General features: G+C 68.0%; 20 protein-coding genes. 13 read left to right on the top strand and 7 right to left on the bottom strand.

Annotation, left to right across the window (positions count from 1 at the left end; genetic code table 11):
• Positions 1 to 94 precede the first annotated feature (94 nt).
• Positions 95 to 340, top strand: a complete 246-nt coding sequence (locus tag O7R11_RS09610; protein ID WP_337997292.1) for a YfhL family 4Fe-4S dicluster ferredoxin — start codon at positions 95 to 97, stop codon at positions 338 to 340.
• A gap of 149 nt (positions 341 to 489) precedes the next feature.
• Here the strand turns inward: O7R11_RS09610 and O7R11_RS09605 are convergent, their stop codons facing one another.
• Entirely contained in the window at positions 490 to 1,983 is a 1,494-nt protein-coding gene (locus O7R11_RS09605) for a DEAD/DEAH box helicase (protein ID WP_337997291.1), read from the bottom strand.
• A 256-nt stretch (positions 1,984 to 2,239) separates the two neighbouring features.
• On the opposite strand from O7R11_RS09605, the gene O7R11_RS09600 reads away from it, so the two are divergent.
• Positions 2,240 to 2,788 (top strand): isochorismatase family protein, encoded by a 549-nt coding sequence (locus tag O7R11_RS09600; RefSeq protein WP_337997290.1) that lies wholly within the window; start codon positions 2,240 to 2,242, stop codon positions 2,786 to 2,788.
• 16 nt (positions 2,789 to 2,804) lie between these two features.
• The gene (locus O7R11_RS09595) at positions 2,805 to 3,497 is read left to right on the top strand and encodes an alpha/beta fold hydrolase (RefSeq protein ID WP_337997289.1); all 693 of its coding nucleotides are present in this window, start codon (positions 2,805 to 2,807) and stop codon (positions 3,495 to 3,497) included.
• Positions 3,498 to 3,692: 195 nt separating this feature from the next.
• On the opposite strand, the gene O7R11_RS09590 is transcribed toward O7R11_RS09595, so the two are convergent.
• From O7R11_RS09590 to O7R11_RS09575, 4 genes are read right to left on the bottom strand one after another with little or no spacing between them, the layout of a single operon-like run.
• The gene (locus O7R11_RS09590) at positions 3,693 to 4,121 is read right to left on the bottom strand and encodes a DUF2155 domain-containing protein (protein ID WP_337997288.1); all 429 of its coding nucleotides are present in this window, start codon (positions 4,119 to 4,121) and stop codon (positions 3,693 to 3,695) included.
• Positions 4,118 to 4,585 carry an outer membrane lipid asymmetry maintenance protein MlaD gene (gene mlaD, locus O7R11_RS09585; protein ID WP_337997287.1) on the bottom strand — a complete coding sequence of 156 codons (468 nt, stop codon included), beginning with the start codon at positions 4,583 to 4,585 and terminating at the stop codon, positions 4,118 to 4,120. The genes O7R11_RS09590 and mlaD overlap by 4 nt, the downstream gene beginning before the upstream one ends.
• Before the next feature lie 5 nt (positions 4,586 to 4,590).
• Entirely contained in the window at positions 4,591 to 5,145 is a 555-nt protein-coding gene (locus tag O7R11_RS09580; protein ID WP_337997286.1) for an MlaD family protein, read from the bottom strand.
• Between the two features lie 31 nt (positions 5,146 to 5,176).
• Positions 5,177 to 5,524: an NADH:ubiquinone oxidoreductase subunit NDUFA12 gene (locus tag O7R11_RS09575; protein ID WP_337997285.1), complete on the bottom strand. Its 348-nt coding sequence runs from the start codon at positions 5,522 to 5,524 to the stop codon at positions 5,177 to 5,179.
• A 445-nt stretch (positions 5,525 to 5,969) separates the two neighbouring features.
• On the opposite strand from O7R11_RS09575, the gene O7R11_RS09570 reads away from it, so the two are divergent.
• The 3 genes from O7R11_RS09570 (at position 5,970) to recQ (ending at position 12,786) form a co-directional block, all read left to right on the top strand.
• On the top strand, positions 5,970 to 6,860 hold the full coding sequence (locus O7R11_RS09570) for a LysR family transcriptional regulator (RefSeq protein ID WP_337997284.1): 891 nt from the start codon (positions 5,970 to 5,972) through the stop codon (positions 6,858 to 6,860).
• Positions 6,861 to 7,187: 327 nt separating this feature from the next.
• Positions 7,188 to 10,859, top strand: a complete 3,672-nt coding sequence (locus O7R11_RS09565) for a vitamin B12-dependent ribonucleotide reductase (RefSeq protein ID WP_337997283.1) — start codon at positions 7,188 to 7,190, stop codon at positions 10,857 to 10,859.
• A gap of 85 nt (positions 10,860 to 10,944) precedes the next feature.
• Positions 10,945 to 12,786, top strand: coding sequence for a DNA helicase RecQ (gene recQ, locus O7R11_RS09560; RefSeq protein WP_337997282.1), 1,842 nt, complete (start codon positions 10,945 to 10,947; stop codon positions 12,784 to 12,786).
• Between the two features lie 190 nt (positions 12,787 to 12,976).
• Here the strand turns inward: recQ and O7R11_RS09555 are convergent, their stop codons facing one another.
• The gene (locus O7R11_RS09555) at positions 12,977 to 13,195 is read right to left on the bottom strand and encodes a hypothetical protein (RefSeq protein WP_337997281.1); all 219 of its coding nucleotides are present in this window, start codon (positions 13,193 to 13,195) and stop codon (positions 12,977 to 12,979) included.
• A 133-nt stretch (positions 13,196 to 13,328) separates the two neighbouring features.
• Between O7R11_RS09555 and O7R11_RS09550 the strand changes: the two genes are divergently transcribed.
• Together O7R11_RS09550 and O7R11_RS09545 are read left to right on the top strand one after the other, a co-directional pair.
• Entirely contained in the window at positions 13,329 to 13,799 is a 471-nt protein-coding gene (locus O7R11_RS09550) for a MarR family winged helix-turn-helix transcriptional regulator (RefSeq protein ID WP_337997280.1), read from the top strand.
• Positions 13,786 to 14,589 carry an FUSC family protein gene (locus O7R11_RS09545; RefSeq protein WP_337997279.1) on the top strand — a complete coding sequence of 268 codons (804 nt, stop codon included), beginning with the start codon at positions 13,786 to 13,788 and terminating at the stop codon, positions 14,587 to 14,589. Before O7R11_RS09550 ends, O7R11_RS09545 begins: the two co-directional genes overlap by 14 nt.
• Before the next feature lie 58 nt (positions 14,590 to 14,647).
• On the opposite strand, the gene serA is transcribed toward O7R11_RS09545, so the two are convergent.
• Positions 14,648 to 15,883: a phosphoglycerate dehydrogenase gene (gene serA, locus O7R11_RS09540; protein WP_337997278.1), complete on the bottom strand. Its 1,236-nt coding sequence runs from the start codon at positions 15,881 to 15,883 to the stop codon at positions 14,648 to 14,650.
• A gap of 155 nt (positions 15,884 to 16,038) precedes the next feature.
• On the opposite strand from serA, the gene O7R11_RS09535 reads away from it, so the two are divergent.
• The 5 genes from O7R11_RS09535 (at position 16,039) to O7R11_RS09515 (ending at position 22,377) form a co-directional block, all read left to right on the top strand.
• Positions 16,039 to 16,506 carry a RidA family protein gene (locus tag O7R11_RS09535; RefSeq protein ID WP_337997277.1) on the top strand — a complete coding sequence of 156 codons (468 nt, stop codon included), beginning with the start codon at positions 16,039 to 16,041 and terminating at the stop codon, positions 16,504 to 16,506.
• 392 nt (positions 16,507 to 16,898) lie between these two features.
• Positions 16,899 to 18,599 carry a peptidoglycan-binding domain-containing protein gene (locus O7R11_RS09530; RefSeq protein ID WP_337997276.1) on the top strand — a complete coding sequence of 567 codons (1,701 nt, stop codon included), beginning with the start codon at positions 16,899 to 16,901 and terminating at the stop codon, positions 18,597 to 18,599.
• Positions 18,596 to 19,201: a hypothetical protein gene (locus O7R11_RS09525; RefSeq protein ID WP_337997275.1), complete on the top strand. Its 606-nt coding sequence runs from the start codon at positions 18,596 to 18,598 to the stop codon at positions 19,199 to 19,201. Before O7R11_RS09530 ends, O7R11_RS09525 begins: the two co-directional genes overlap by 4 nt.
• Positions 19,202 to 19,334: 133 nt before the next feature.
• The gene (gene parE, locus O7R11_RS09520) at positions 19,335 to 21,329 is read left to right on the top strand and encodes a DNA topoisomerase IV subunit B (protein ID WP_337997274.1); all 1,995 of its coding nucleotides are present in this window, start codon (positions 19,335 to 19,337) and stop codon (positions 21,327 to 21,329) included.
• A 100-nt stretch (positions 21,330 to 21,429) separates the two neighbouring features.
• Positions 21,430 to 22,377 carry a PepSY-associated TM helix domain-containing protein gene (locus O7R11_RS09515; RefSeq protein ID WP_337997273.1) on the top strand — a complete coding sequence of 316 codons (948 nt, stop codon included), beginning with the start codon at positions 21,430 to 21,432 and terminating at the stop codon, positions 22,375 to 22,377.
• The last annotated feature ends 342 nt before the right edge of the window (positions 22,378 to 22,719 follow it).

Genomic DNA, 22,719 nt, shown 5'->3' with positions numbered 1-22,719 from the left:
CGTGCGGTTTTTCCTACCCTTCGGGGTGGCAAAGCGCTAAAACGAGTAGGTCACCTTACAGTCTGCGGTTCCCGCATTATCCTGGATGTTCGTTATGGCTATGAAAATCACTGAGGACTGCGTCTTCTGCGGTTCCTGCGAAACCGAATGCCCCAACGGCGCGATCTCGCCCGGCAAGGATTCCTACGTGATCGACCCCAACCTGTGCACCGAATGCGTCGGCGCCCATGACGAGCCGCAGTGCGCGCTGGTCTGTCCGGGCGATGCCATTCAGCCCGATCCCGACCATGTCGAGACCCGGGAGGCACTGCTCGCGAAATACCAAAAGATCCACGGCTGACGCCCGGATTTTCCCCACGCCGTCCGCCGGGACGCCCTGAAGGCGCCGCCGGGCGGCGGAGTCGTGCGCCGCGGCTGCGCCCGCGGGGGAACAAACAAAGCCCCGTCCGGTTGCCCGGGCGGGGCTTTCGTTTCGCCGGGCGGCGCGCCCTATTTGGCGAAGGGGTCGCGCAGCAGGAAGCTCGGCGTGTGGCCGCCGAAGGCGAGCACGTCGTCGCCGTGCGGCATCTCCTCGACCTCGTCGGCGGGCTGCGGCGCGCGGCCGCGCCGGGCGGGACGCTTCGCCGCGGCGCGCTCCGCCGCTTCCGGGCGTTCGGCGCGGGGCTTCGGCGCAGCCTTTTCCCGCGGTTCCGCGGTCTTCTCCCGCGGCTCGACGGTCCTTTCCCGCCGTTCCGTCTTCTCCCGCGGCTCGACGGTCCTTTCCTGCCGTTCCGTCTTCTCCCGCGGCTCCGCCTTGGCGGGGCGGCCCTTGCCGCCGCGGCGTCCGCCGCGGCCGCCTTCCCGTTCCGCCAGGGGCAGGGGCGCGGCGCCGTCCAGGGTGACTTGCGGAATCTCCTTGCCGATCAGCTTCTGGATCGCCGCGACGTAGCGGGCATCCTCCGGCGTCGCGATGGTCAGCGCCCGGCCCTCGCGCCCGGCGCGGCCGGTGCGGCCGATGCGGTGTACGTAGTCTTCCGCATGGCTGGGCACGTCGAAGTTGAAGACGTGGGAGACGTCGGCGATGTCGAGGCCGCGCGCCGCCACGTCGGAACAGACGAGGAGCTTGATGTCGCCCCGGCGGAAGGCGTCCAGGGTTTCGGTGCGCGCCGACTGCGGCATGTCGCCGTGCAACTGCCCGGCGGGCAGGGCGTGGCGTTCGAGCGAGCGGTAGAGCACCGCGACGTCGCGCTTGCGGTTGCAGAAGATGAAGGCGTTGGCCACCGCTTCGTTCTGGATCAGGGCACGCAGCGCCTCGCGCTTGGCGTGCGCCTCCACCACCACCATCGCCTGGGTGACCAGCTCGGCCGGGGAGGCGGGCGGCGCGACGCTCACCGTCTTCGGATTGGACAGGAACTTGTCGGCGAGGCGCTTGATCTCCGGCGCCATGGTGGCGGAGAAGAGCAGCGTCTGCCGCAGCGGCGGCAGCCAGCCGAGAATCTTTTCGACATCGGGGATGAAGCCCATGTCGAGCATGCGGTCCGCCTCGTCGATCACCAGGATCTTGACGTCGGACAGCAGGATGCGGCCGCGTTCGAACAGGTCCATCATCCGTCCCGGCGTGGCGATCAGCACGTCCACGCCGCGGTCGAGCGCGCGTTCCTGGTCGCCGAAGGATTCGCCGCCGATGAGCAGCGCCATCGAAAGCTTGTGGTACTTGCCGTACTGCTCGAAATTTTCCGACACCTGGGCGGCAAGCTCGCGCGTCGGCGCGAGGATGAGGGAGCGCGGCATGCGCGCCCGCGCCCGGCCGTTGGACAGGATGTCGATCATCGGCAGGGTGTAGGAGGCGGTCTTTCCTGTGCCGGTCTGGGCGATGCCCATGACATCGCGCCCCATCTGGATCAGGCCGATCGCCTGTTCCTGAATCGGGGTGGGGTCAGTGTAGCCCATCTCGACGATGGCCTTCAGGGTGTTGGGCTCAAGCCCAAGCTCTTCGAACGTCATGTGGTTCGATGATCCGTTGAATTGTTGCGCGGAAAACGCCGTTCGGGCATGCGGGACAAAGCATCCGAGCACACCGCGAAAAGTTCGGGGATCATCGGGCGGAAATCTCCGAATGTCAACGCGTGACGCGCGAAAACGCGGGAAATCCACCGAGGTGCGGCAAAAACACCCTCCTTGGCGTGAAATCGTCTTGAAAGCCGGACGCTCTGTCCCGACACTTGGTTTTCGAGACTTTTCTCAGAAAAGGACTTTCCCGATGCGTATCTTCGCCGATCTCTCCTGCCTCGTCGTCGTGGACGTGCAGGAGCGCCTGGCCCCGGTGATGGCCGATCCCCGCAAGGTCATCGACGGCGCCGCCCGCCTCGCCGCCGCCGCCACCCGCCTGGAGGTGCCGGTGCTGATCTCCGAGCAGTATCCCAAGGGCCTCGGCCCCACCATGATCGATCTGCGCGAAGCGGTGCCGGAGGAGGACCTCTACATCGCCAAGACCGCGTTCTCCTGCATGGGCGAGCCCGCCTTCGTCGGGAAGTTCGAGGCGCTGGACCGCCGCCAGGTGGTGATCGCGGGCATCGAGATGCACGTCTGCGTGATGCAGACGGCGCTCGACCTGCGCGACAAGGGTTACGACGTGTTCGTCGCCGTGGACGCCTGCGGCTCGCGCTTCGCCCTCGACGAGGAGACCGCCAAGCAGCGCTTCACCGCGGCCGGAATCCACCTGGTGACCATCGAGATGGTGATCTTCGAGTGGCTCTCCCGCTCCGGCACGCCGGAGTTCAAGGACATCACCAAGACCCTGATCCGCTGACCGAAAGGATTTCCCGATGCGCCAGGAAGCGGTGCTTCTGCCCGGCCTCTTGTGCAACGCCGCGCTCTATGCGCCGCAAGTGGCGTCGCTCTCCGACGTGGCGCGCTGCTGGGTGCCGAGTCTGGTCGCCGATTCCGTCGGCGACATGGCCGCGGCGGTGCTCGGCGAAGCGCCGGACCGCTTCGCCCTCGCCGGGATCTCCATGGGCGGCTATGTGGCGCAGGAGATCATGCGCCGCGCCCCCGAACGGGTGACGCGGCTCGCTCTCCTCTCCACCACCGCGCGCGCCGACAGCGAGGAACAGGCGGCGCAGCGCCGCGATTACATCGCGCTCGCCTCCGCCGGGCGGTTCACCCCGGTCACCGAACGCCTGCTGCCGCGCCTCATCTCCGCCGGACGGCAGAACGACGCAGATCTCATCCGCGTCATCACCGATATGGCCTGGAGCACCGGCAAGGAGGTGTTCATCCGCCAGCAGACGGCGATCATCAACCGCCCCGACGGACTCGAAGACCTGCGCAAGGTGAAGGTCCCCACCGCGGTGATCGGCGGCGACGCCGACGAACTCACCCCGCCCCCCCGCCTCGCCGAAATGGCGGAACGCATCCCCGGCGCAAAGCTCACGATCATTCCCGACTGCGGCCACCTCTGCACCCTCGAAGCGCCGAACGACGTCTCCGCCGCCCTGCGCGCCTGGCTCGCCGCGTAGGGGGAAACCCAAAACTTCACGAGGGGTCCAAGACCCCTCGCGCTCCCCAACTGGTTTTTCGCCGCGCAGCGGCAGGCGACGCCTCCCGGGGCAACCGCCGCAGGCTTATGGCGCTACGCGCAAAAATAAGAAGTTATGGGGAGCGCGAGGGGACCGAGTCCCCTCGCAAAGTTTTTTCTTTTCCGGGAAAGAAGCTCAGCCGGTTTCGATGGGATTGGCGGGTTCGTCGCGCGGCTTCAGCGGCTCGCGGCATTCCAGCACCCAGACGTCGTAGACCGGGTGGTCCATGGCGGAGACCGCGGGGCTGGAGGCGAACATCCAGCCGCGGAACACGTCGGCCGGCGGCTGGCTGGGTTTGAGTTCGGTGATGTCGAGGAAGGCGGCGCTTTCCGGCGCTTCCTCCGGCGGGCGGGTGCGGCAGGCGCGCACGATGATGGCGAGCGAGCCGAAGCGCACGGTATCGCCGACCACCGCAGTGATGGTGGTGATGCGCCCGGTGATCTTGTCCAGGCCGCGCAGGATGGCGAGCCGCGTGTCGATGTTGGTGGCGGCCTCGATGGGGGCCGGGGCGAGGGCGAAGAGCGCCGTGCCGAGGGCGAGCGCAGCCGGTGCGAGGCGGATCACGGCTTGGCTTCCTCGCCGCTGCTGCCGGTGGCGAGGAAGATGAACTCGCCCACCGTGTCTTCCAGGGATTTGAAGTCGCGGGTGTTCTTCAAGACGTCGCCGTTCTTCAGCCGCTCCTGCATCGTGCCGGGTTCGAGGCGGATGTATTTGTCGCCCATCAGGCCCTGGGTGGCGATCGAGGCCACCGTATCCGCCGGGAGCCGGACGTCGGGACGGATGGAGAGGGTGAGCGCCGCCTCATAGGTGTCCTGGTCGAGGCGCTGGTCGATCACCGAGCCGACCTTGATGCCGCTGATGCGCACGTCGGAGCCGACGCGCAGGCCGCCGACCTTGAGGAAGTTGGCGCGGACGTGGTAGCCCTGCACCTCGCGCACCTGGGCGCTGGTGTAGGCGAACACCAGGAAGTAGCCGGCGACCAGCAGGACCACCGCGCCCATGATGCTTTCCATGACCTGCTTGCGCATGGCTCTCAGTTTCCTTTGTCAGTCGGCACCAGCAGCGCCGGGGCGGCCTTGCCGGAGGGCTCTTCGGGTTTCTGCCGCGGCGGGGCGGCGAGCGCCTCGGCGCATTTCGCCTGCTGCGACTTCGCCATGGCGACGAGGCGTTCCAGCAGGTCTTCGACGACGAGCGAGTCCTGGGTGAAGGAGAGGGCGTCGCCGCCGGAGAGGAACTCCGCGGCGCCGCCGGGTTCGATTTCCACGTATTTCGCGCCGAACAGGCCGTCGGTGTGGATCACCGCGGCGGAATCGGTGGGCACGCGGATGCCGTCGTCGAGGCGCAGGGTGGCGAGGGCGCGGAAGCCGTCGCGCAGTTCCATATTGCCGACCTTGCCCACGTCGATGCCGGAGAGACGCACCGGCGCCCCTTCCATCAGGCCGTCGCTGCGCTGAAAGGCGGCATAGAGCGGATAGCCCGCCTGGCTTTCCGGCGTCGCCTCGCGCCCGTGCAGATAGGCGAGAAGGCCCGCCCCGATCAGGCAGACCAGGGCGCCCAGGCCGATGTCTTCGCGTTCGCCGAAATTCATGGTGCGCTTTCCCCCCTCGCGCCGCCCCCCGTCAGGAGGGACGCCAGGATTCGTAGTCGCCGGTCGCCTTGTCGCGCTTGCCGCCGCGGCGGTCGTGTCCGGCCGGGAAGTAGGCGTACTTGGTGCCCGACAGGTTGGGCCGGTGCACCTTTTGCCAGGCGTGGCGCGCGCCTTCCAGCGGCGCATCGGTGGTGTGGTGCAGCCAGGCGTGCCACTCCGGCGGCACTTTGGTCGCCTCCGGCTCGCCGTTGAACATCACCCAGCGCCGCTCGCGGTTGCCGCGCGCCGTCTTGCGGTCGCGGTAGTAGCGGTTGCCGAAGGTGTCCTCGCCGACGAACTCGCCGCGCAGCCAGGTGTACAGGCGCGTGCCCAGATTCATGTCCTCAAGACTCCTCAAAGCCGTACCGCCGCGCGCAAGGGACGGCGAACCGGACTATGCCACCCGCGGGCCGGTTCGTAAAGGCGGCGCGGGGGTTCGACCCTCAAGATAGGGTGGGGGCGGCGTGGGGAAAAGGCGTTCGGCCGCGCCGACGTTTATGGGGAGCGAAACATGCGGGCGGAAGGACCGCCTGGTTTCACGTCGGCGCGACCGGAGGGGAGACGCGGCCGCAGGTCCACCATAGTCCGGCCGCCGCATCGTCCCGCTTGGGTGTTCCGGGGGGTCAAGACCGGAACTTCCACCCATCCGCCGTGGGGACGGACGCTTGGAATTCTTAGAAGATGCGGGCACGTGGAGAGAAAGAGAAATTGTATTTCCGTATCCGGTTATTTGTCTGGTAAATAACCGAGCAGGGATTCATCCGCCGCGCCCCGGGAGACCGCCCATGGACCTTTCGCAGTTGCGCAGCTTTCTCGCCGTCGCCGAATGCCTGCACTTCAGCCGTGCGGCGGAGCGGGTGCACATCTCCCAGCCCGCGCTCAGCCTGCAGATCCGCAACCTCGAGGACGAGCTTGGGGTGCGCCTGTTTGCGCGCAACCGCCGCAAGACCGAGATCACCGCCGCGGGCGCGGTGTTCCGCGACGAGGTTTCTATCGTGCTGGCCGGGCTCGAACGCGCCGCCGCCCGCGCCCGGCAGGCCGCGGCGGGGAAGATCGGCAGCCTGCGCATCGGCTTCATCTCCACCGCCGCGGCGGCGGTGGTGCCGCCGCTGGTCACCGCGTTCCGCCGGGGCTATCCCCAGGTGGAGCTGGAGATGCGCCACGCGCTTACCGCCGACCAGATCGCGATGCTGGAGGCCGGGGAGATCGACATCGGCTTTTTCCGCCTGCCCGCCGCGCCGCCGCGCGGCATCGTCATGGCGGTGATGCACCGCGAGCCGTTCCGCCTGTTCCTGCATGCCGGGCATCCGCTCGAGGCGCGGGCGGAGGCGGGACTCGCCGACCTCGACGGCCAGGAGGTGCTGGTCTACGCCCGCAAGAACGCGCCGGGGTTCCACGACCTGTTGATCCAGTCGATCCGCGGAGCGGGGGCGATTCCCTCGGCGATCCATCAGGCCAACGACATGAACACCCTGATGTCCCTGGTCTCCGCCGGGGTGGGCATCGCGGTGGCGCCCGCCTCGGTGGGGCGGCCCGACCTGCCCAATCTGGTGTCGTGCGCGTTGCGCGGCATGCCTCTTTCGGAGGTGGTGATGGCCTATCGCGCCGAGGAAGCCAACCCCGCGGTGCGCGCTTTCGTGGAGCTTGCCCTGGCGCAACGCGCGGATGCGGGCTGAGCCGCGGCTCGGCCTTTGGTATACATCCCATTGTATGCCGTGATCGCCATCACACCAAATGTTGTAATTTCCTCTTGCCGCTCCTGCGGCAACGCAGTACCTTGTGTTCTTGCCGCCGGTGACCACCAAATATGGGGCACGGCTGGCGAGTCCCCCATACGCTACAAGGCGTTGCGCGGCTGGACTCCGTTGCTCGATTCGAACAGGGGACGAGGGTTTGGCGCGGCTGCATTTTCGCGCGTCTTCGCTCCTCTCGGTTTTTCCATCATGTTGCGGCGCCCCCGTTGCGGGCCGGCGCCGGGATAGTCTCAAAAGGGGTGCGCGGCCATGCGGATCGAACGGCATTTCACCAAGGAAGGGGTTTCCCCGTACGCGTCCATCGCATTTCGCTACACCAGCAGCGAGATTCGTAAACCCGACGGCTCGATCGTCTTCAGCCTGCAGGACATCGAGGTGCCCGCCGACTGGTCGCAGGTGGCCTGCGACATTCTGGCGCAGAAGTATTTCCGCAAGGCCGGCGTGCCGGCGGCGCTGAAGCGCGTGCCCGAGGACGGCGTTCCGGCGTGGCTGTGGCGCTCCGAGCCCGACCTTGCCGTCTCCGCCGAAACCGTCCCCGAGGCCCGGGCGACGCAGGTGTTCGACCGCATGGCCGGAACCTGGGCCTACTGGGGCTGGAAGGGCGGCTACTTCGATTCCGAGGCCGACGCCATGGCCTATTTCGACGAGATGCGCTTCATGCTGTGCCGCCAGATGGCGGCGCCCAACTCGCCGCAGTGGTTCAACACCGGCATGCACTGGGCCTATGGCATCGACGGCCCGAGCCAGGGGCACTACTACGTCGATTTCAAGAGCGGCAAGCTGGTGCGCTCCAACTCCGCCTACGAGCATCCGCAGCCGCATGCCTGCTTCATCCAGTCGGTGACCGACGACCTGGTCAACGACGGCGGCATCATGGACCTGTGGATGCGCGAGGCGCGGCTGTTCAAGTACGGCTCCGGCACCGGCACCAATTTCTCGCGCCTGCGCGCCGAGGGCGAAAGCCTCTCCGGCGGCGGCAAGTCCTCCGGCATGATGAGCTTCCTCAAGATCGGCGACCGCGCCGCGGGGGCGATCAAGTCCGGCGGCACGACCCGCCGCGCCGCGAAGATGGTGATCGTGGACATCGACCACCCGGACATCGAGACCTTCATCAACTGGAAGGTCCACGAGGAGCAGAAGGTCGGCTGCCTGGTCACCGGCTCCACCCTGGTCAACACCCACTTGAACGCGGTGATGAAGGCGACCCGCGAGGGCGACGGCGCGGCGCTGGCCGAGGGCGAGGCGCGCTTCGACCCGCGCAAGAACGCCGCTCTGAAGAAGGCGATTCTCGCGGCGCGCCGGGTTGCGGTGCCGGAGAACTTCATCCAGCGGGCGATCCAGTTCGCCAAGCAGGGCTTCACCGAGATCGAGGTGCCGGTCTACGACACCGACTTCGACAACGAGGCCTATACCAGCGTTTCGGGCCAGAATTCCAACAACACGGTGCGCGTCACCGACGCCTTCCTGAAGTCGGTGGCCGCCGACGACGACTGGACCCTGATCCGCCGCACCGACGGCAAGCCCGCGCGCTCGGTGAAGGCGCGCGACCTGTGGGCGCAGATCGGCTATGCCGCGTGGTCGTGCGCCGACCCGGGCCTGCAGTTCGACACCACGATCAACGCCTGGCACACCTGCCCGCAGTCGGGGCGGATCAACGCCTCCAACCCGTGCTCCGAGTACATGTTCCTCGACGACACGGCGTGCAATCTCGCGTCGTTGAACCTTCTCGCCTTCCGCCGCGAGGACAAGAGCTTCGACGTTCCGGCGTTCGCCCATGCGGTGCGGCTGTGGACCGTCACCCTGGAAATCTCGGTGCTGATGGCGCAGTTCCCCTCCAAGGAGATCGCCAAGCGTTCCTACGAGTTCCGCACCCTCGGCCTCGGCTACGCCAACATCGGCGGCCTCCTCATGGCCTCCGGCCTGCCCTACGACGGCGACGCGGGCCGCGCGCTCACCGCCGCGATCACCGCGCTCCTCACCGGCGAGGCCTACCGCACCTCCGCCGAGATGGCCGAGGAGATGGGGGCCTTTCCGAGCTATGGAAAGAACGCCGCCGACATGCTGCGGGTGGTGCGCAACCACCGCCGCGCCGCGCACGGCGAGACCCACGGCTACGAGAAGCTGAACGTGCTGCCGGTGCCGATGGATGCGCGCCACTGCCCGCAGCCCGACATCGCCGAGGCGGCCCGCGCCGCCTGGGACGCCGCGCTGGCGCTCGGCGAGGCCGCCGGGTTCCGCAACGCCCAGGTCTCGGTGCTGGCGCCGACCGGCACCATCGGCCTGGTGATGGATTGCGACACCACCGGCATCGAGCCGGACTTCGCCCTGGTCAAGTACAAGAAGCTGGTGGGCGGCGGCTACTTCAAGATCATCAACCGCCTGGTGCCCGAGGCCCTGGCCTCCCTCGGCTATGACGGGGCGGAGACCGAGGCGATGCTGCGCTTCGCCCTGGGCTACGGCACCCTGAACGGCGCTCCGGCGATCAACCACGAGACCCTGAAGGCCAAGGGCTTCACCGACGTCGCCTTGATGAAGATCGAGGAGAACCTCGCCAACTGCTTCGACGTCAAGTACGCCTTCAATCCCTACACCCTGGGCGTGGAGTTCTGCCGCGACGCGCTCGGCCTGCCGGAGGCGCGCCTCGCCGACGTCTCCTACAACATGCTCGCCGGATTGGGCTTCTCCGCCGCGGAGATCGACGCGGCCAACACCTACGTGTGCGGCGCGGGCACCCTGGAAGGCGCGCCGGGCCTGAAGCCCGAGCACCTCGCGGTGTTCGACTGCGCGAGCCCGTGCGGCCGCACCGGCACCCGCTACCTCTCGGCGGACGCCCACATCCAGATGATGGCGGCGGCGCAGCCGTTCATCTCCGGCGCGATTTCCAAGACCATCAACATGCCCAACGGCGCGACGGTGGAGGACTGCACCACCGCCTACCTCAACAGCTGGATGCTGGGGCTGAAGGCCAATGCGCTCTACCGCGACGGCTCCAAGCTCTGTCAGCCGCTGTCCTCCTCCTTCGGCGACGACCTGATCGACGACCTCGCCGACGAACCGGCGGCGAAGCAGGCCGTCGTGCTCACCGAGCGCATCGTCGAGAAGGTGGTGGAGAAGATCGTCGCCGCCGACCCGACCCGTTCCGCGCTGCCGACCCGCCGCAAGGGCTATACGCAAAAGGCGACGGTGGGCGGTCACAAGGTCTATCTGCGAACCGGCGAATACGACGACGGCCGCCTCGGCGAGATCTTCATCGACATGCACAAGGAGGGTGCGGCCTTCCGCAGCCTGATGAACAACTTCGCCATCGCGGTGTCGATCGGCTTGCAGTACGGCGTGCCGCTGGAGGAATTCGTCGAGGCCTACACCTTCACCCGCTTCGAGCCCTCGGGTTCGGTGCAGGGCAACGACGCGATCAAGATGGCGACCTCGATCCTCGACTACCTGTTCCGCGAGCTCGCCATCTCCTACCTCGGGCGCGACGACCTCGCCCACGTGCACGCCGACGACCTGCGCCACGACAGCCTCGGCCAGGGCGAGGCCCAGGCCGATCTGCAGAAGGCGGCGGAGCGGGTGGTGGAGGCGGTGGCCTCCTCCGGCTACCTGCGCGGCACCATCCCGGCCGACGTGCGCGCCAACCTGCGCGTGCTGGAAGGCGGATTGCAGGCCACCGGCACCGACGGCATCGCCGCCGCGCTGATGTCCTCCACCGCGGTCACCGCGGGGGCGGTCACCGCGGGCGCGGCGGCCACGGTGGCGGTTTCCGCCTCCGCCCCGCCGTCCTCGCGCGTCGCGCAGATCCAGCAGGCGCGGATGAAGGGCTACGAGGGCGACAGTTGCCCCGAGTGCGGCAACTTCACCCTGGTGCGCAACGGCACCTGCCTGAAGTGCGATACCTGCGGCTCCACCACCGGCTGCTCGTAACCGGCCCGCAAGCGCAGCGTGAACCCGCCGCCCTCTCCGGGGCGGCGGGTTTCGCCTGAAGGACGATCCCGAAGAAAGCGGTTCCGTGCAGCAGATTCAGAACGGCGCAGCCCCCCTGAAAGATCCATTGGCCCTCCTCAAGCGGGTCTACGGCTATTCCGCCTTCCTCGGCAGGCAGGCGGAGGTGGTGGGCCACGTGATCGCGGGCGGCGATGCGGTGGTGCTGTTCCCCACCGGCGGCGGCAAGTCGCTGTGCTTCCAGCTTCCGGCGCTGATCCGCGACGGCGTGGGGGTCGTCGTCTCGCCGCTGATCGCGCTGATGCGCGACCAGGTGGAGGCGCTGCGGCAGCGCGGCGTGCGCGCCGCCGCGCTCAACTCGTCGCTCTCCTACGAGGAATTCGCCGAGGTGCGCCGCGCCCTTTCCCAGGGCGACCTCGATCTGCTCTACGTCACCCCCGAGCGCATCGTCACCCGCGGCTTCCAGGAGATGCTGGGCAGGACCGGCGTCGCGCTGTTCGCCATCGACGAGGCGCATTGCGTGTCGCAATGGGGGCACGACTTCCGCCCGGAATACCGCGAACTCGGACAGCTTGCCGAACTTTATCCGGGGGTGCCGCGCATCGCCCTGACCGCGACCGCCGACCCGCACACCCGCGCCGACATCATCGACCAGCTCGGCCTGGGCGCGGCCAGGGTGTTCTCCACGTCGTTCGACCGGCCGAACATCTCCTACGAGATCGCCGCGCGCGACCAGCCGCGCCGCCAGCTTCTGCAATTCCTGTCGCGGCACCAGGGGTCGAGCGGCATCGTCTACTGCCTGTCGCGCGCCAAGGTGGACGACACCGCCGCCTGGCTGAACGCACAGGGGGTGCGCGCGCTGCCCTATCACGCGGGGATGGACCGGGCCAGTCGCGATGCCAACCAGGACGCCTTCCTCAAGGAGGAGGGGCTGTGCCTGGTCGCCACCGTCGCCTTCGGCATGGGCATCGACAAGCCGAACATCCGCTATGTGGCGCACCTCGACCTGCCGGGCTCGGTGGAGGCCTACTATCAGGAAACCGGGCGCGCCGGGCGCGACGGCCTGCCCTCCGAAGCGTGGATGGTCTACGGCATGGCCGACGTGGTGCAGCGCAGCCGGATGATCGACGAGGGGGCTTCGGACGAAGGCGTCAAACGCGTCGAGCGCGCCAAGCTCAACGCCCTGCTCGCGCTCTGCGAAACCCCCGGCTGCCGGCGGCAGGCGATCCTCTCGTATTTCGGCGAGACGCACCCCGGCGCCTGCGGCAACTGCGACACCTGCCTCAAGCCGGTGGAGACCTGGGACGGCACGGAAGCCGCGATCAAGGCCCTGGCCGCGGTCTACCGCACCGGCGAGCGCTTCGGCGCGGGCCACCTGATCGACGTGCTGGTCGGCAACGTCAACGAAAAGACCAGCCGTTTCGGCCATGCGGAGATGCCGGTGTTCGGCGCGGGAAAGGATATTCCCGCCAAGACCTGGCAATCGATCTACCGCCAGCTTCTCGCCGCGGGCCTGGTCGGCGTCGATCACGCGGCGTTCGGCGCGCTGCGGCTGGAGGCGGGGGCGCGCGCCGTGTTCCGCCACGAACGCACGGTGCTCTTCCGCAAGGACCGCCCGGCGGCGGGAAAATCCGCGAAAAGCGCGTCGGCGCGTGCGGAGACCGCCAGGTCCATGCTGGACGGTGCGGACGGGGAGCTGTTCGAGGCGCTGCGCGCCGCGCGCACCGCGATCGCCCGGGAGCTTGCGGTGCCGCCCTATGTGGTGTTCCCGGACACCACGCTGGTCGCCTTCGCCAGCGAGCGCCCGGACAGCCGCGAGGCGCTGCTCGGCATCTCCGGCGTCGGCCAGGCGAAGCTGGAGCGCTATGGCGACGCGTTCCTGAAGGTGATCGCCGCTCACTGCGCGTAGGGCGGGGCTGCCGCCCCGCACCCCGCCTGGAGGACCCAGGCCCTCCAGACCTTCCTTTGGTTTTTGCGCGCAGCGCCATAAGCCCGTGCGGTCGCCACGGGAGATGTTGCCTGCCGCTACGCGGCGAAAAAGTTATGGGGGGAGTGGGGGGACCGAGTCCCCTCGCAAGGTTTTGGTTTTCAACGCGTGCCTAGCCCGCGGCGATGAGGCGTTTCGCCTGTTCCACCTGGCCGGGGAAGAGGGTGGGCGGCACCCGTTCCGAGCCGAAGCTGCTGAACACCATGAAGCGGGCGCACTCCGCATTGTCGCCCTTGCAGAACTTGTCCTTGAGCTGGTTCGCCATGGTCGGCATTCCCACCATGCGGTCGTTGAAGAACGGGCACTTCGGCAGGCATGGACAATCGGACATGAACCCCTCCCTGTGATGATCTTCCCCAGAGTCTGGATGTCGGCAGGCGGCGCAGGAAATCAACCTGAGGTTTTTTCACCCGGCGTCCGCTTCCGTCTTGACGCGTGGGGAAAATAGTAAGATTAATCTTATTATGATGACCGCATCGCCCGATCCTTCCGATCTCTCCACGCGCCTGCTCGGCGCTCTGCTGCGCCTGTCGCGCGATCTGCGCGCGGCGCGGCGCGACGGCGCGCTCCCCGGCACGAAGCTGATGGTGCTCGCCTGCCTGCGCCGCGGGGCCGCGCCCACGGCGGCGGAGATCGCCGCCGCCCTGCGGGTGCAGCCGCAATCGCTCACCCGTCTGCTGGCGGAGATGGAGGCAAGCGGTCTGATCCGCCGTTCTCCGGACGCCGCCGACCGCCGCAAGAGCCGCATCCGCCTTGCCGAAGCGGGGGCGGCGGCGCTCGCCGCCGACCTCGGCGAACGGCGGGAGCGTCTGTCCGATGCCGTGGCGCGCACCCTTTCACCGGCGGAGGCGGCGATGCTCTCCGATGCGGCGGAGCTTCTGGAGCGCCTTGCCGCGGCGCTGTCCGCGCCGGGAGGGGCCGATGACGCCGCGTGAGGCGCTCTCCGCCGCCGCGCCGCCGCTGCGCGCCGCGATTGCCGCCGTCGCCGCCTATGCGGTTTCCGGCCTGCTCGGCCTGCCCGCCGGGCACTGGGCGGCGCTTTCCGCCCTGATCGTCTGCCGCCCGCTGCCCGGGGCCGCCTCCCGCGCCGGGGCCGACCGCATGGCCGGAACCCTGATCGGCGCTGCGCTTGCCTGCGGCGGCGCGCTGCTGCGTGCCTGGCAGGTGCCGGAGGTGCCGTTGCTCGCCCTGGTGCTTGCCGCCGCCGCCGGGGTGGCGGCGGTCAAGGAGGGCTGGCGCACCGCGCCGATCGCTGCGGTGATCGTGCTGTCCGCCGCGCCGGACGGCCACGGCGCGCTGGCCGCCGCGCTGTTGCGCCTGGCGGAAATCTCCATCGGCGCGGCCTTCGGCGTCGCCGCCGCGTGGGGCCTGTGGCCCGGCCGCTCGGAGGCTGCGGCGCGGCGGCTCTGCCGTGCCGCCCTGGAGCAGTGGAGCGCGGTGCTCGACGCGGCGGAGGCGGGCGAGTGGGAACGCGGCCGCGACCTTGCGGCGCGGGCGCGGGCGCAGAACTGGCGTCTCGCCCGGGTGATCGACGGCGCACGCTGGGAGCGCGCCGACAAGGCGGCGCTCGGCCGCCTGCGCGATGCGTTGGCGCGGCTTTCCGTCTCTACCGGGTTCGCCCTGCGGCTGATGCGGGAAACCGCCTCCGAGGCCGCCGCCGCCCACGCCCGCGCCGTGGCGCGGCGCGACGGCGCGGCCCTGGCGCGGCTGCTGGAGGCCGCCTGAGGCATGAAAAAAACCGCCCGGGTCGCGTCCCGGGCGGTTTTGCCGTGGCCGGAGGGCCTCAGAACAGGAAGCGCGAGCGGATGGTGCCGTCGATGGCGTCCAGCGCCTTGCGGAAGCCCATGCCGGGCCGGATGTCCGCCTCCACGTCCACCACCACGTAGCCGATCTCGCCGTCGGTGCGCAGGTACTGGCCCGCGATGTTGATCCCCTTGCCGGAGAAGATGTCGTTGATCCGCGAGATCACGCCCGGCACGTTGCGGTGGATGTGCATGAAGCGCGTCGCGCTGCCCTGCACCGGCAGCGCCACCTCCATGAAGTTTACCGCGCCCAGCGTCGAGCCGTTGTCGGAATAGGTGATCAGCTTGTCCGCCACCTCGGTGCCGATGTTGGCCTGCGCCTCCTGCGTCGAGCCGCCGATGTGCGGGGTGAGGATGACGTTGGCCATGCCGCGCAGGGGGGAGACGAATTCCGCATCGTTGCTCGGCGGTTCCGCCGGGAAGACGTCGATCGCCGCGCCGGAGAGCGCGCCGGAGGAAAGCGCCGCGGCCAGAGCCTCGATATCCACCACGTTGCCGCGCGAGGCGTTGATCAGGATCGCGCCTTTCTTCATCGCGCCGATCTGCGAGGGGCCGATCATCCCCTTGGTCTGCTCGGTCGCGGGCACGTGCAGGGTGACGATGTCGGAGGTCTCGAGCAGCTGTTCCAGGGAGGGGCAGGCGCGGGCGTTGCCCAGCGCCAGCTTGTTGACCACGTCGAAGTACTGCACCTCCAGGCCCAGCGCCTCGGCGAGGATGGACAACTGCGAGCCGATGTGGCCGTAGCCGACGATGCCGAGCTTCTTGCCGCGCACCTCGTGGCTGCCCTTCGCCGATTTCAGCCAGCGGCCCGCATGCGCCGCGGTGGTCTTCTCCGGCACGCCGCGGTAGAGCATGATCATCTCGCCCAGCACCAGTTCCGCCACCGAGCGGGTGTTGGAATAGGGCGCGTTGAATACCGGAATCCCCGCCATCTTGGCGGCGCGCAGGTCCACCTGGTTGGTGCCGATGCAGAAGCAGCCGATGCCCATCAGCTTCGGCGCGGCGGCGATCACCGGCGCGGTCAGCCGCGTGCGGGAGCGGATGCCGACGATGTGCGCATCGGCGATCGCCTCGCGCAGCGCGGTGTCGTCCAGCGCGCCCGGATAGGAATCCACGTTGGTGTAGCCCGCGACGTCCAGGGCGTGCACCGCGTTGTCGTGGATGCCTTCCAGCAGCACCACCTTGATTTTCTCTTTGGGCAGGGAGAGCTTGCTCACCGTGAGCCTCCGACACTAAGCTTGAAGACGAACCGACGCCCCGCTGCGGGGCGACAGCACAATAGGCCCAACGCCGCGCCGCCGCCAATTGCGTTTTGCGCAATCCCGGCGGAACCTGCGGACATGCGGCCATAGCCTTGTATGGAGATGTTGGCATGAGCGATGCCGTCAAGTCCCGCCTCGCGGCGATGGGTCTCAAACTTCCCGCCTCCGCCGCGCCGGTGGCCAACTACGTGCCGTTCCTCGTGGTGGACGGATGGATCTATCTTTCCGGCCAACTGCCGCTTACCGAAAACGGCCTGATCTCCACCGGACGCCTGGGGGCGGAACTCGACATCGAGGCCGGGGTGAAGGCGGCACAAACCGCCGCGCTACAGGTGATCGCCAAGCTCGACGCCGCCTGCGCCGGAAACCTCGACCGCATCGAGCGCATCGTCCGCGTCGATGTGTTCGTCGCCTCCGCGCCCACCTTCTTCGACCAGCCGAAGGTCGCCAACGGCGCGTCCGACCTCCTCGTCGAGGCCTTCGGCGAGCCCGGCCGCCACACCCGCAACGCCGTCGGCATGGCGGTGCTGCCGCTCAACGCCCCGGTGGAAATCGCCGCCATCGCCAAGATGCGCTGAAAAACCGGGCCGGGCGCCGCCCGGACCCGCAAGGGGCCGGGAGGCCCCTTGACCCCATGACGGTTCGCCGTGCAAGCGGCAATCAACCCTTGCGGCATCGGGCAGGGGGCTTATGGCGCTACGCGCAAAAACGAGAAGTTATGGGATGCATGAGGGGTCTGCGACCCCTCGTGAAGTTATGGTGTTGCCCCGCTCTCTAGACCGTTACCGGCCTGCGGCACGAGACAGATCGGGGATTACTCCTTACGTATTGAAAATACATGAAAAACTGAAAAACACGTAAAAGATGTCAAGGTGTATGTTATACTCTTAATAAGATAATTTTCTTGACCTCAAAACCCTCGCGTTCTATTGTTGTTCGCATTCCCGGAATGCGCGCGAGGAGGTTGCCGATGTTCGGTTCGGATTTTCGTTCCCTGTTCTCCGAGAAACCCAGGAAGACCTGGCAATCCGGCCTCGGGCCGTCCGGCGGCTCCTGGCGGGTGAGCGCGGGCAGCCTTGCCGACGATGCGGCGGACGACAGCCGCTTCGGCGCGTTCCAGCAGGCGTGGAGGCGCGGCGCCTCCAATGCCGAGCTCTTCGGCGACAAGCCGTTCGAACCGGGCGGTACGGTGGGCGCGGGCAACTCGGCCAACCGCCGCGCCGACGTGGCGAAGGTGGAGACCTTCCTCGGACGGACCGGTCACTACGAACCGCTGAAAGGCGGTCCCTCCGGCTACATCAATACCCGCCTCGACGAGGCGATCCGGGGTTTCCAGGCGGACAACGGATTGGAGGTGGACGGTATCCTCAATCCCGGCGGCCCCACGATCTCCACGTTGCAAACCTCGATTGCCGGATGGCCGATGCCAGGTCCGAGGGTGGAATTTTTCGGCGGTGATGGGAGCGTTCCCGGCGAAGAGAAAGATATCGATCCGGGATTTTCGATTCCAGGCAATGGCAAGAACGTCGATCCCGGGATCGAGTGGAACCTGCCGTCCACGGCGGTCCCGATGCCTAACCTGGGAGGCGCTGATTTTTGGGAGGATACGTCGCCAAGCATGAAATGGGGTGAAAACTCCCTCTTCCGGTCCGCCACGGAACCCGTGGGAAACGGCGGCGACACCATGCAGGCTTCTTCTGCAAAGGCTGTGGAAGCGCAGCAGGACAGCGTGCCGCAGCAGACGGAATCATGGCTTCCGGCCCGGGGCGAGGACCGGCTTGAGAATCGCCGGACCGAATCTCAAGGGTTGAAGGCTCTCAACGACGAGAGCGACATCGGCGATGCGGTCCGCAGTATTCCGGGTCATCTGATGCGGCAAACCGAGAGCGCCTACGGTGATGCCAGAAGGCAGCGGGGGGAGGAAAAGGCCCGCTTCGACCGCATCAATCAGGCCCTGCCGCCCGACCTCCGGGGCACCCACGAAATCTTGGAAGGCGTGCGCCAGTCGGGCAAGGCCGCAGGATACGACGTGTCCTCGGATATGATGGGGCACTACCTCTACGGCGACGGCAGCCCCAAGACCGTCGGCGCCGATTGGGCGCGGCAATACGGCGGCGTGCGGAAGGGGGAGGCGGGGGTGCAGGACTATTTCAAAAACTGGATTCTTTCCGGAGAGGGGAAAAGTGGAGAGGATAGCACCTATGGCAAGAATGCCGACTGGTTGAAGACCGGCCAGGAGGGGCGCACCGTCCGGAACATGGAATGGAAGAGTGTTCAGGGGGCGGACCCGGACGACTTCATGAGCGACCAGTACAACACCCTCGGCGACGTCACGGTGAAGGGAACCGGCGACTTGAACATGGTCCGCGAGGGAAATGTGGTGACCGTGACCGGCACCGTCTCCATGCAGGCGCACGACAATTACGACTTCGGCAAGGGAGAGGGCAAGAATGGCCAGACGCCTGAGGACGGATGGTTGCCGCAGGGCATCCTCGGCGGCGATCCCGCCCTGACGCGGGGGAAAGTCACCGACCTCGAGCAAGCCGGGGGCGCGACGCCGTTCGAAATCCAAAGCGAGCCTTGGGTCCGGGAGGTCACGGGCACGTTGACCCTCGACGATCAGGACAACATCGTCGATTCCTCCTTCGAGTGGAAGGATGCGCCGCAATGAGTCTCCCGCGCCGCTGGAAGAGAAACCTGCTTGCCGCCGCCGTTCTGGCGGTCGCGGGGCTCGGCGCACTCGGATATTTCAACTGGTGGATCCGCCACACCTGGACGCGCCTCCACCTGACGTGCATAGGGGCATGGGGATATTATCAGCTTGTCGGCCCCTTCACGCCGGAGGTGCAGGGGCTTTTCCTCAAGTATGCCGAGAGGAGGGTTGGCGTCCGGGAGGGCGAGAAACACCTGCACCCGCCGGGATACGTCGGCTACCTCCGCATCGACGACGGCGGCGTCTCCGTGGAAACCTCCTACTGGCTGTTTGCCGAGCCGGAGATGTGGCAATTTGGCGCGTACATGGGGAGAGACCTCGAAAGTCTCGTTCCTTTCGACGAGAGGGACAAAAACCTGCGTGGATGCAGAAAAATCGAAAAATACGGCATCGTGAAGGGGAATGAGACCTTCGCCAAGTCCTATCCGTTCTACTGGAACAGCAGCATCCTGTATGCCCTGTCGTTCGGCGCGTTGAATGAACGCTCTGGCAGGTACACCCCCATCGGCCGGTTCTTCCGCGAGCTTGGCGGCGACGACTACACCGCGCGCGAACGCTGAACCGGCCCGGTGTTCCGGCTTGGTGGACAAGACCGCACTCTGCGGGTAGAGTACGCGCAGGCCCCAGGGTTTTGTGGGTCGGGGTGGCGCATGCCACCATGGATAGTTTCATCAGTCGAGAGTGAGTGCGCAGATGACCGATCTGTTCCAGGATTTGTCGCCCGCGAAGACCGAATCCTACACCGCCAAGGACATCGAGGTTCTGGAGGGGTTGGAGCCGGTGCGGCGGCGGCCCGGCATGTATATCGGCGGCACCGACGAACGCGCGCTGCATCATCTGGCGGCGGAGGTTCTCGACAACGCGATGGACGAGGCGGTGGCGGGCCACGCCTCGGTGATCGACGTGGAGCTGGGCGCCGACGGCGCGGTGACGGTGCGCGACAACGGCCGCGGCATCCCGGTGGACCCGCACCCGAAGTTTCCCGGCAAGTCGGCGCTGGAGGTGATTCTCACCACGCTGCATTCCGGCGGTAAGTTCGGCGGCGGCGCCTACAAGGTGGCGGGCGGCCTGCACGGCGTCGGCATTTCGGTGGTCAACGCGCTGTCCTCCGCCATGGTGGTGGAAGTGGCGCGCAACCGCCGCCTCTATACCCAGAGCTTCTGCCGCGGCGCGGCGCTCGGGCCGTTGCAGGACTGCGGCGCGGTGCAGAACCGCCGCGGCACCACCGTGACCTTCACCCCGGATGCGCAGATCTTCGGGCCGCGGGCGCGCTTCCGCCCGTCCACGCTCTATCGCATGACGCGGGCCAAGGCGTACCTCTACCGCGGCGTCTCGGTGCGCTGGTCGTGCGCGCCGGAGTTGATCGCCGAGGGCGACCCGACGCCCGCCGCCGCCACCCTGCATTTCCCCAACGGCCTCGCCGATTTTCTCGAGGACGTGACCAGCGACCGCGCCCGCCTGACGCCGCAGCCCTTCGCCGGCACCGCGCCGCTCGCCGACGGCATGGGCACGGTGGAGTGGGCGGCGCTGTGGCCGGACGACCAGGACGACGGCTTCTGCTCCAGCTATTGCAACACCATCCCCACCACCGAGGGCGGCACCCACGAGAACGGTTTCCGCAACGTCGTGGTGCGCGGCCTGAAGAGCTACGCCGAGATGATCGGCAACCGCAAGGCGGACAAGCTCAACGCCGAAGACGTGTTCACCGGCGCGTGCATCCTGCTTTCGGCGTTCATCCGCGACCCGCAGTTCCAGGGCCAGACCAAGGAGCGCCTCGCCTCGGTGGAGGCGACGCGGCTGGTGGACCAGGCGGTGAAGGACCACTTCGACCACTGGCTCACCGCCGACCCGGAGGTGGCCAACCGCCTCCTCGCCGCGGTGCTCGACCGCGCCGAGGAACGCCAGCGCCGCAAGCAGGCGAAGGAGCTTTCCCGCAAGTCGCCGACCAAGCGCCTGCGCCTGCCCGGCAAGCTGGCCGACTGCACCCGCGCGGTGGCCGAGGGTTCGGAGATCTTCCTGGTGGAGGGCGATTCCGCGGGCGGCTCCGCCAAGCAGGCGCGCCGCCGCGAGAGCCAGGCGATCCTGCCCTTGCGCGGCAAGATCCTCAACGTCGCCTCCGCCAGCCTGGACAAGCTCAACGCCAACCAGGAACTCAAGGACATGATCGAGGCGCTCGGCTGCGGCGTGCGCGACCGCTACAGCGACGAAAGCCTGCGCTACGAGAAGGTCATCATCATGACCGACGCGGACGTGGACGGCGCGCACATCGCCTCGCTGCTGATGACCTTCTTCTACCGCGAGATGCCGAAGCTGGTGGAGAACGGCCACCTCTACCTCGCGATGCCGCCGCTCTACCGCATGACCGCGGGCACGATCACCGCCTATGCCCGCGACGACGCGCACCGCGAGGAGTTGATGAAGACCCTGTTCGCCGGCCGCGCGAAGGTGGAGATCAGCCGCTTCAAGGGCCTGGGCGAGATGCCGCCGGTGCAGCTCAAGGAAACCACGATGGACCCGGACAAGCGCACCCTGCTGCGCGTCGTGGTGCCTTCGGCGCGCACCGGAGAGGGCGCGGAAGAGGCGCGCGACACCGCCCGCCTGGTGGAGGACCTGATGGGCCGCAAGCCGGAGCTGCGCTTCCGCTTCATCCAGGAACGCGCCCGCTTCGCCGAAGACCTGGACATCTGATCGGCGCGACAATTCGTTACATTTTTGCGGGGTGGGCGGCAAACTCTGGCGACACCTCGGGGCGAGTCTGGGAGCCGTCCTGGAACTTTCCCGGAGGCCGATGATGTTGCCGCCATCCCTCAAGCGTATTTTGATTCCCGCGCACCGCTGGCTCGCCCTGGCGTTCACCCCGATCTTTCTCGCCGTCCTGCTCTCCGGCGCGGTGCTGGCGGTCAAGCCGATGCTGCCCGCGGAGCCGCCCGCCGCCGCCACCGCGCACGCCGTGGCGCAGGTGCTGGCGCAGATCGACCCGGAGGGCCGCGCCACCGCGGTTTCCGGCGCGCTCGGCGGCCACGGCCTCGCCGTGACCGTGCCGCAGTCGGAGGATGCGGGCGTCTATTCCATCCTCACCGGCGAACGCATCGGCGGGTTGCCGTTCGACGTGTTCGCCTTCGCCAAGTCGCTGCATGTCGGCCTGCTCAGCGATTCCAAGCTGCTGGTGGAGATCGCCGCCTGGGTGATGGCCGGTCTGCTGCTGGTTGCGCCGCTGTTGGCGCGGCCGCGGCTGCGCGGCACGGTGCGCGGCGCGCATGTCCTCTTCGGCTGGGCCGCCTTGCCGCTTCTGCTGCTGACGCCGGTGACCGCGGTGCTGATGACCCTGCACGTGGGGCGCGCCGAGCTGCCGCTGCCGCGCCCGCAACACGCGGCGCCCCTGGCGCAGGCGGTGGAGCGCGCCGGGCAGGATCACCTGCGCGACGCCTTCGTCTCCGCGCGGCGGTTCAAGGGCGGCTCGGTCCTGGTGACCTTGCAGAACGCCACGGGCCCCACCGCCTACATGGTGAGCGATGCGGGCGTCGCGCCGATGACCGGCGGCAAGGGCCTGGTCTCCGGGCTGCACGAGGGCACCTGGGCGGGCGCATGGTCCGGCGCGCTCAACCTGGCCGCGGCGCTGGCGCTTGCCGCGATGATCGTCACCGGCTGGTGGTCGTGGCTGAAGCGCCGCGTCATCGCGCCGAAACCGCAGCCGCGCCTGCTGCTCGCGCCGCCGCGCGGCCTTCCGGCGGAATAGCCGCCGCAGCATCGCAATCCCCGTCTCCGCCGTGCCGCGAACAGTGGCGCGGCGGTTTTTTGTCGGCGGTTCTGCCGCCGTTCCGGTGTGGGTGAGGAGAGGATTTCCGCGCGAATCGCGACCTGCCGATTCGGGTGGGTTCGGTTTCCCGGAAAAACCCAAGCAATTCATTCAAGTACACCCGAAGAGCGCGGACGGACCCGCGGCCTACGGATGGTTGCGGTTTGTGTACGGTTGTTCCGATGTGCGGATCGAAAGAGCCGTTTTCTGCCTCCTGCCCGGTCGGGTGGGGCGTTTCCGGCCCTCAATTTGACAGAAAAGGGGGCGTATGCTAGTATTCAT

The sequence above is a fragment of the Oleispirillum naphthae genome, from assembly GCA_027864655.1.
Lineage (GTDB): Bacteria > Pseudomonadota > Alphaproteobacteria > Rhodospirillales > Rhodospirillaceae > Oleispirillum > Oleispirillum naphthae.
Note: the sequence above shows the minus strand (reverse complement) of the source record. Positions and strands in the feature narration are given on the sequence as shown.

Coding starts and splice junctions, on each gene's coding strand:
- O7R11_RS09610 (WP_337997292.1), top strand. CDS start 95: ATGGCTATGAAAATCACTGAGGACTGCGTCTTCTGCGGTTCCTGCGAA.
- O7R11_RS09605 (WP_337997291.1), bottom strand. CDS start 1,983: ATGACGTTCGAAGAGCTTGGGCTTGAGCCCAACACCCTGAAGGCCATC.
- O7R11_RS09600 (WP_337997290.1), top strand. CDS start 2,240: ATGCGTATCTTCGCCGATCTCTCCTGCCTCGTCGTCGTGGACGTGCAG.
- O7R11_RS09595 (WP_337997289.1), top strand. CDS start 2,805: ATGCGCCAGGAAGCGGTGCTTCTGCCCGGCCTCTTGTGCAACGCCGCG.
- mlaD (WP_337997287.1), bottom strand. CDS start 4,585: ATGCGCAAGCAGGTCATGGAAAGCATCATGGGCGCGGTGGTCCTGCTG.
- O7R11_RS09580 (WP_337997286.1), bottom strand. CDS start 5,145: ATGAATTTCGGCGAACGCGAAGACATCGGCCTGGGCGCCCTGGTCTGC.
- O7R11_RS09575 (WP_337997285.1), bottom strand. CDS start 5,524: ATGAATCTGGGCACGCGCCTGTACACCTGGCTGCGCGGCGAGTTCGTC.
- O7R11_RS09570 (WP_337997284.1), top strand. CDS start 5,970: ATGGACCTTTCGCAGTTGCGCAGCTTTCTCGCCGTCGCCGAATGCCTG.
- O7R11_RS09565 (WP_337997283.1), top strand. CDS start 7,188: ATGCGGATCGAACGGCATTTCACCAAGGAAGGGGTTTCCCCGTACGCG.
- O7R11_RS09555 (WP_337997281.1), bottom strand. CDS start 13,195: ATGTCCGATTGTCCATGCCTGCCGAAGTGCCCGTTCTTCAACGACCGC.
- O7R11_RS09550 (WP_337997280.1), top strand. CDS start 13,329: ATGATGACCGCATCGCCCGATCCTTCCGATCTCTCCACGCGCCTGCTC.
- O7R11_RS09545 (WP_337997279.1), top strand. CDS start 13,786: ATGACGCCGCGTGAGGCGCTCTCCGCCGCCGCGCCGCCGCTGCGCGCC.
- O7R11_RS09535 (WP_337997277.1), top strand. CDS start 16,039: ATGAGCGATGCCGTCAAGTCCCGCCTCGCGGCGATGGGTCTCAAACTT.
- O7R11_RS09530 (WP_337997276.1), top strand. CDS start 16,899: ATGTTCGGTTCGGATTTTCGTTCCCTGTTCTCCGAGAAACCCAGGAAG.
- O7R11_RS09525 (WP_337997275.1), top strand. CDS start 18,596: ATGAGTCTCCCGCGCCGCTGGAAGAGAAACCTGCTTGCCGCCGCCGTT.
- parE (WP_337997274.1), top strand. CDS start 19,335: ATGACCGATCTGTTCCAGGATTTGTCGCCCGCGAAGACCGAATCCTAC.
- O7R11_RS09515 (WP_337997273.1), top strand. CDS start 21,430: ATGATGTTGCCGCCATCCCTCAAGCGTATTTTGATTCCCGCGCACCGC.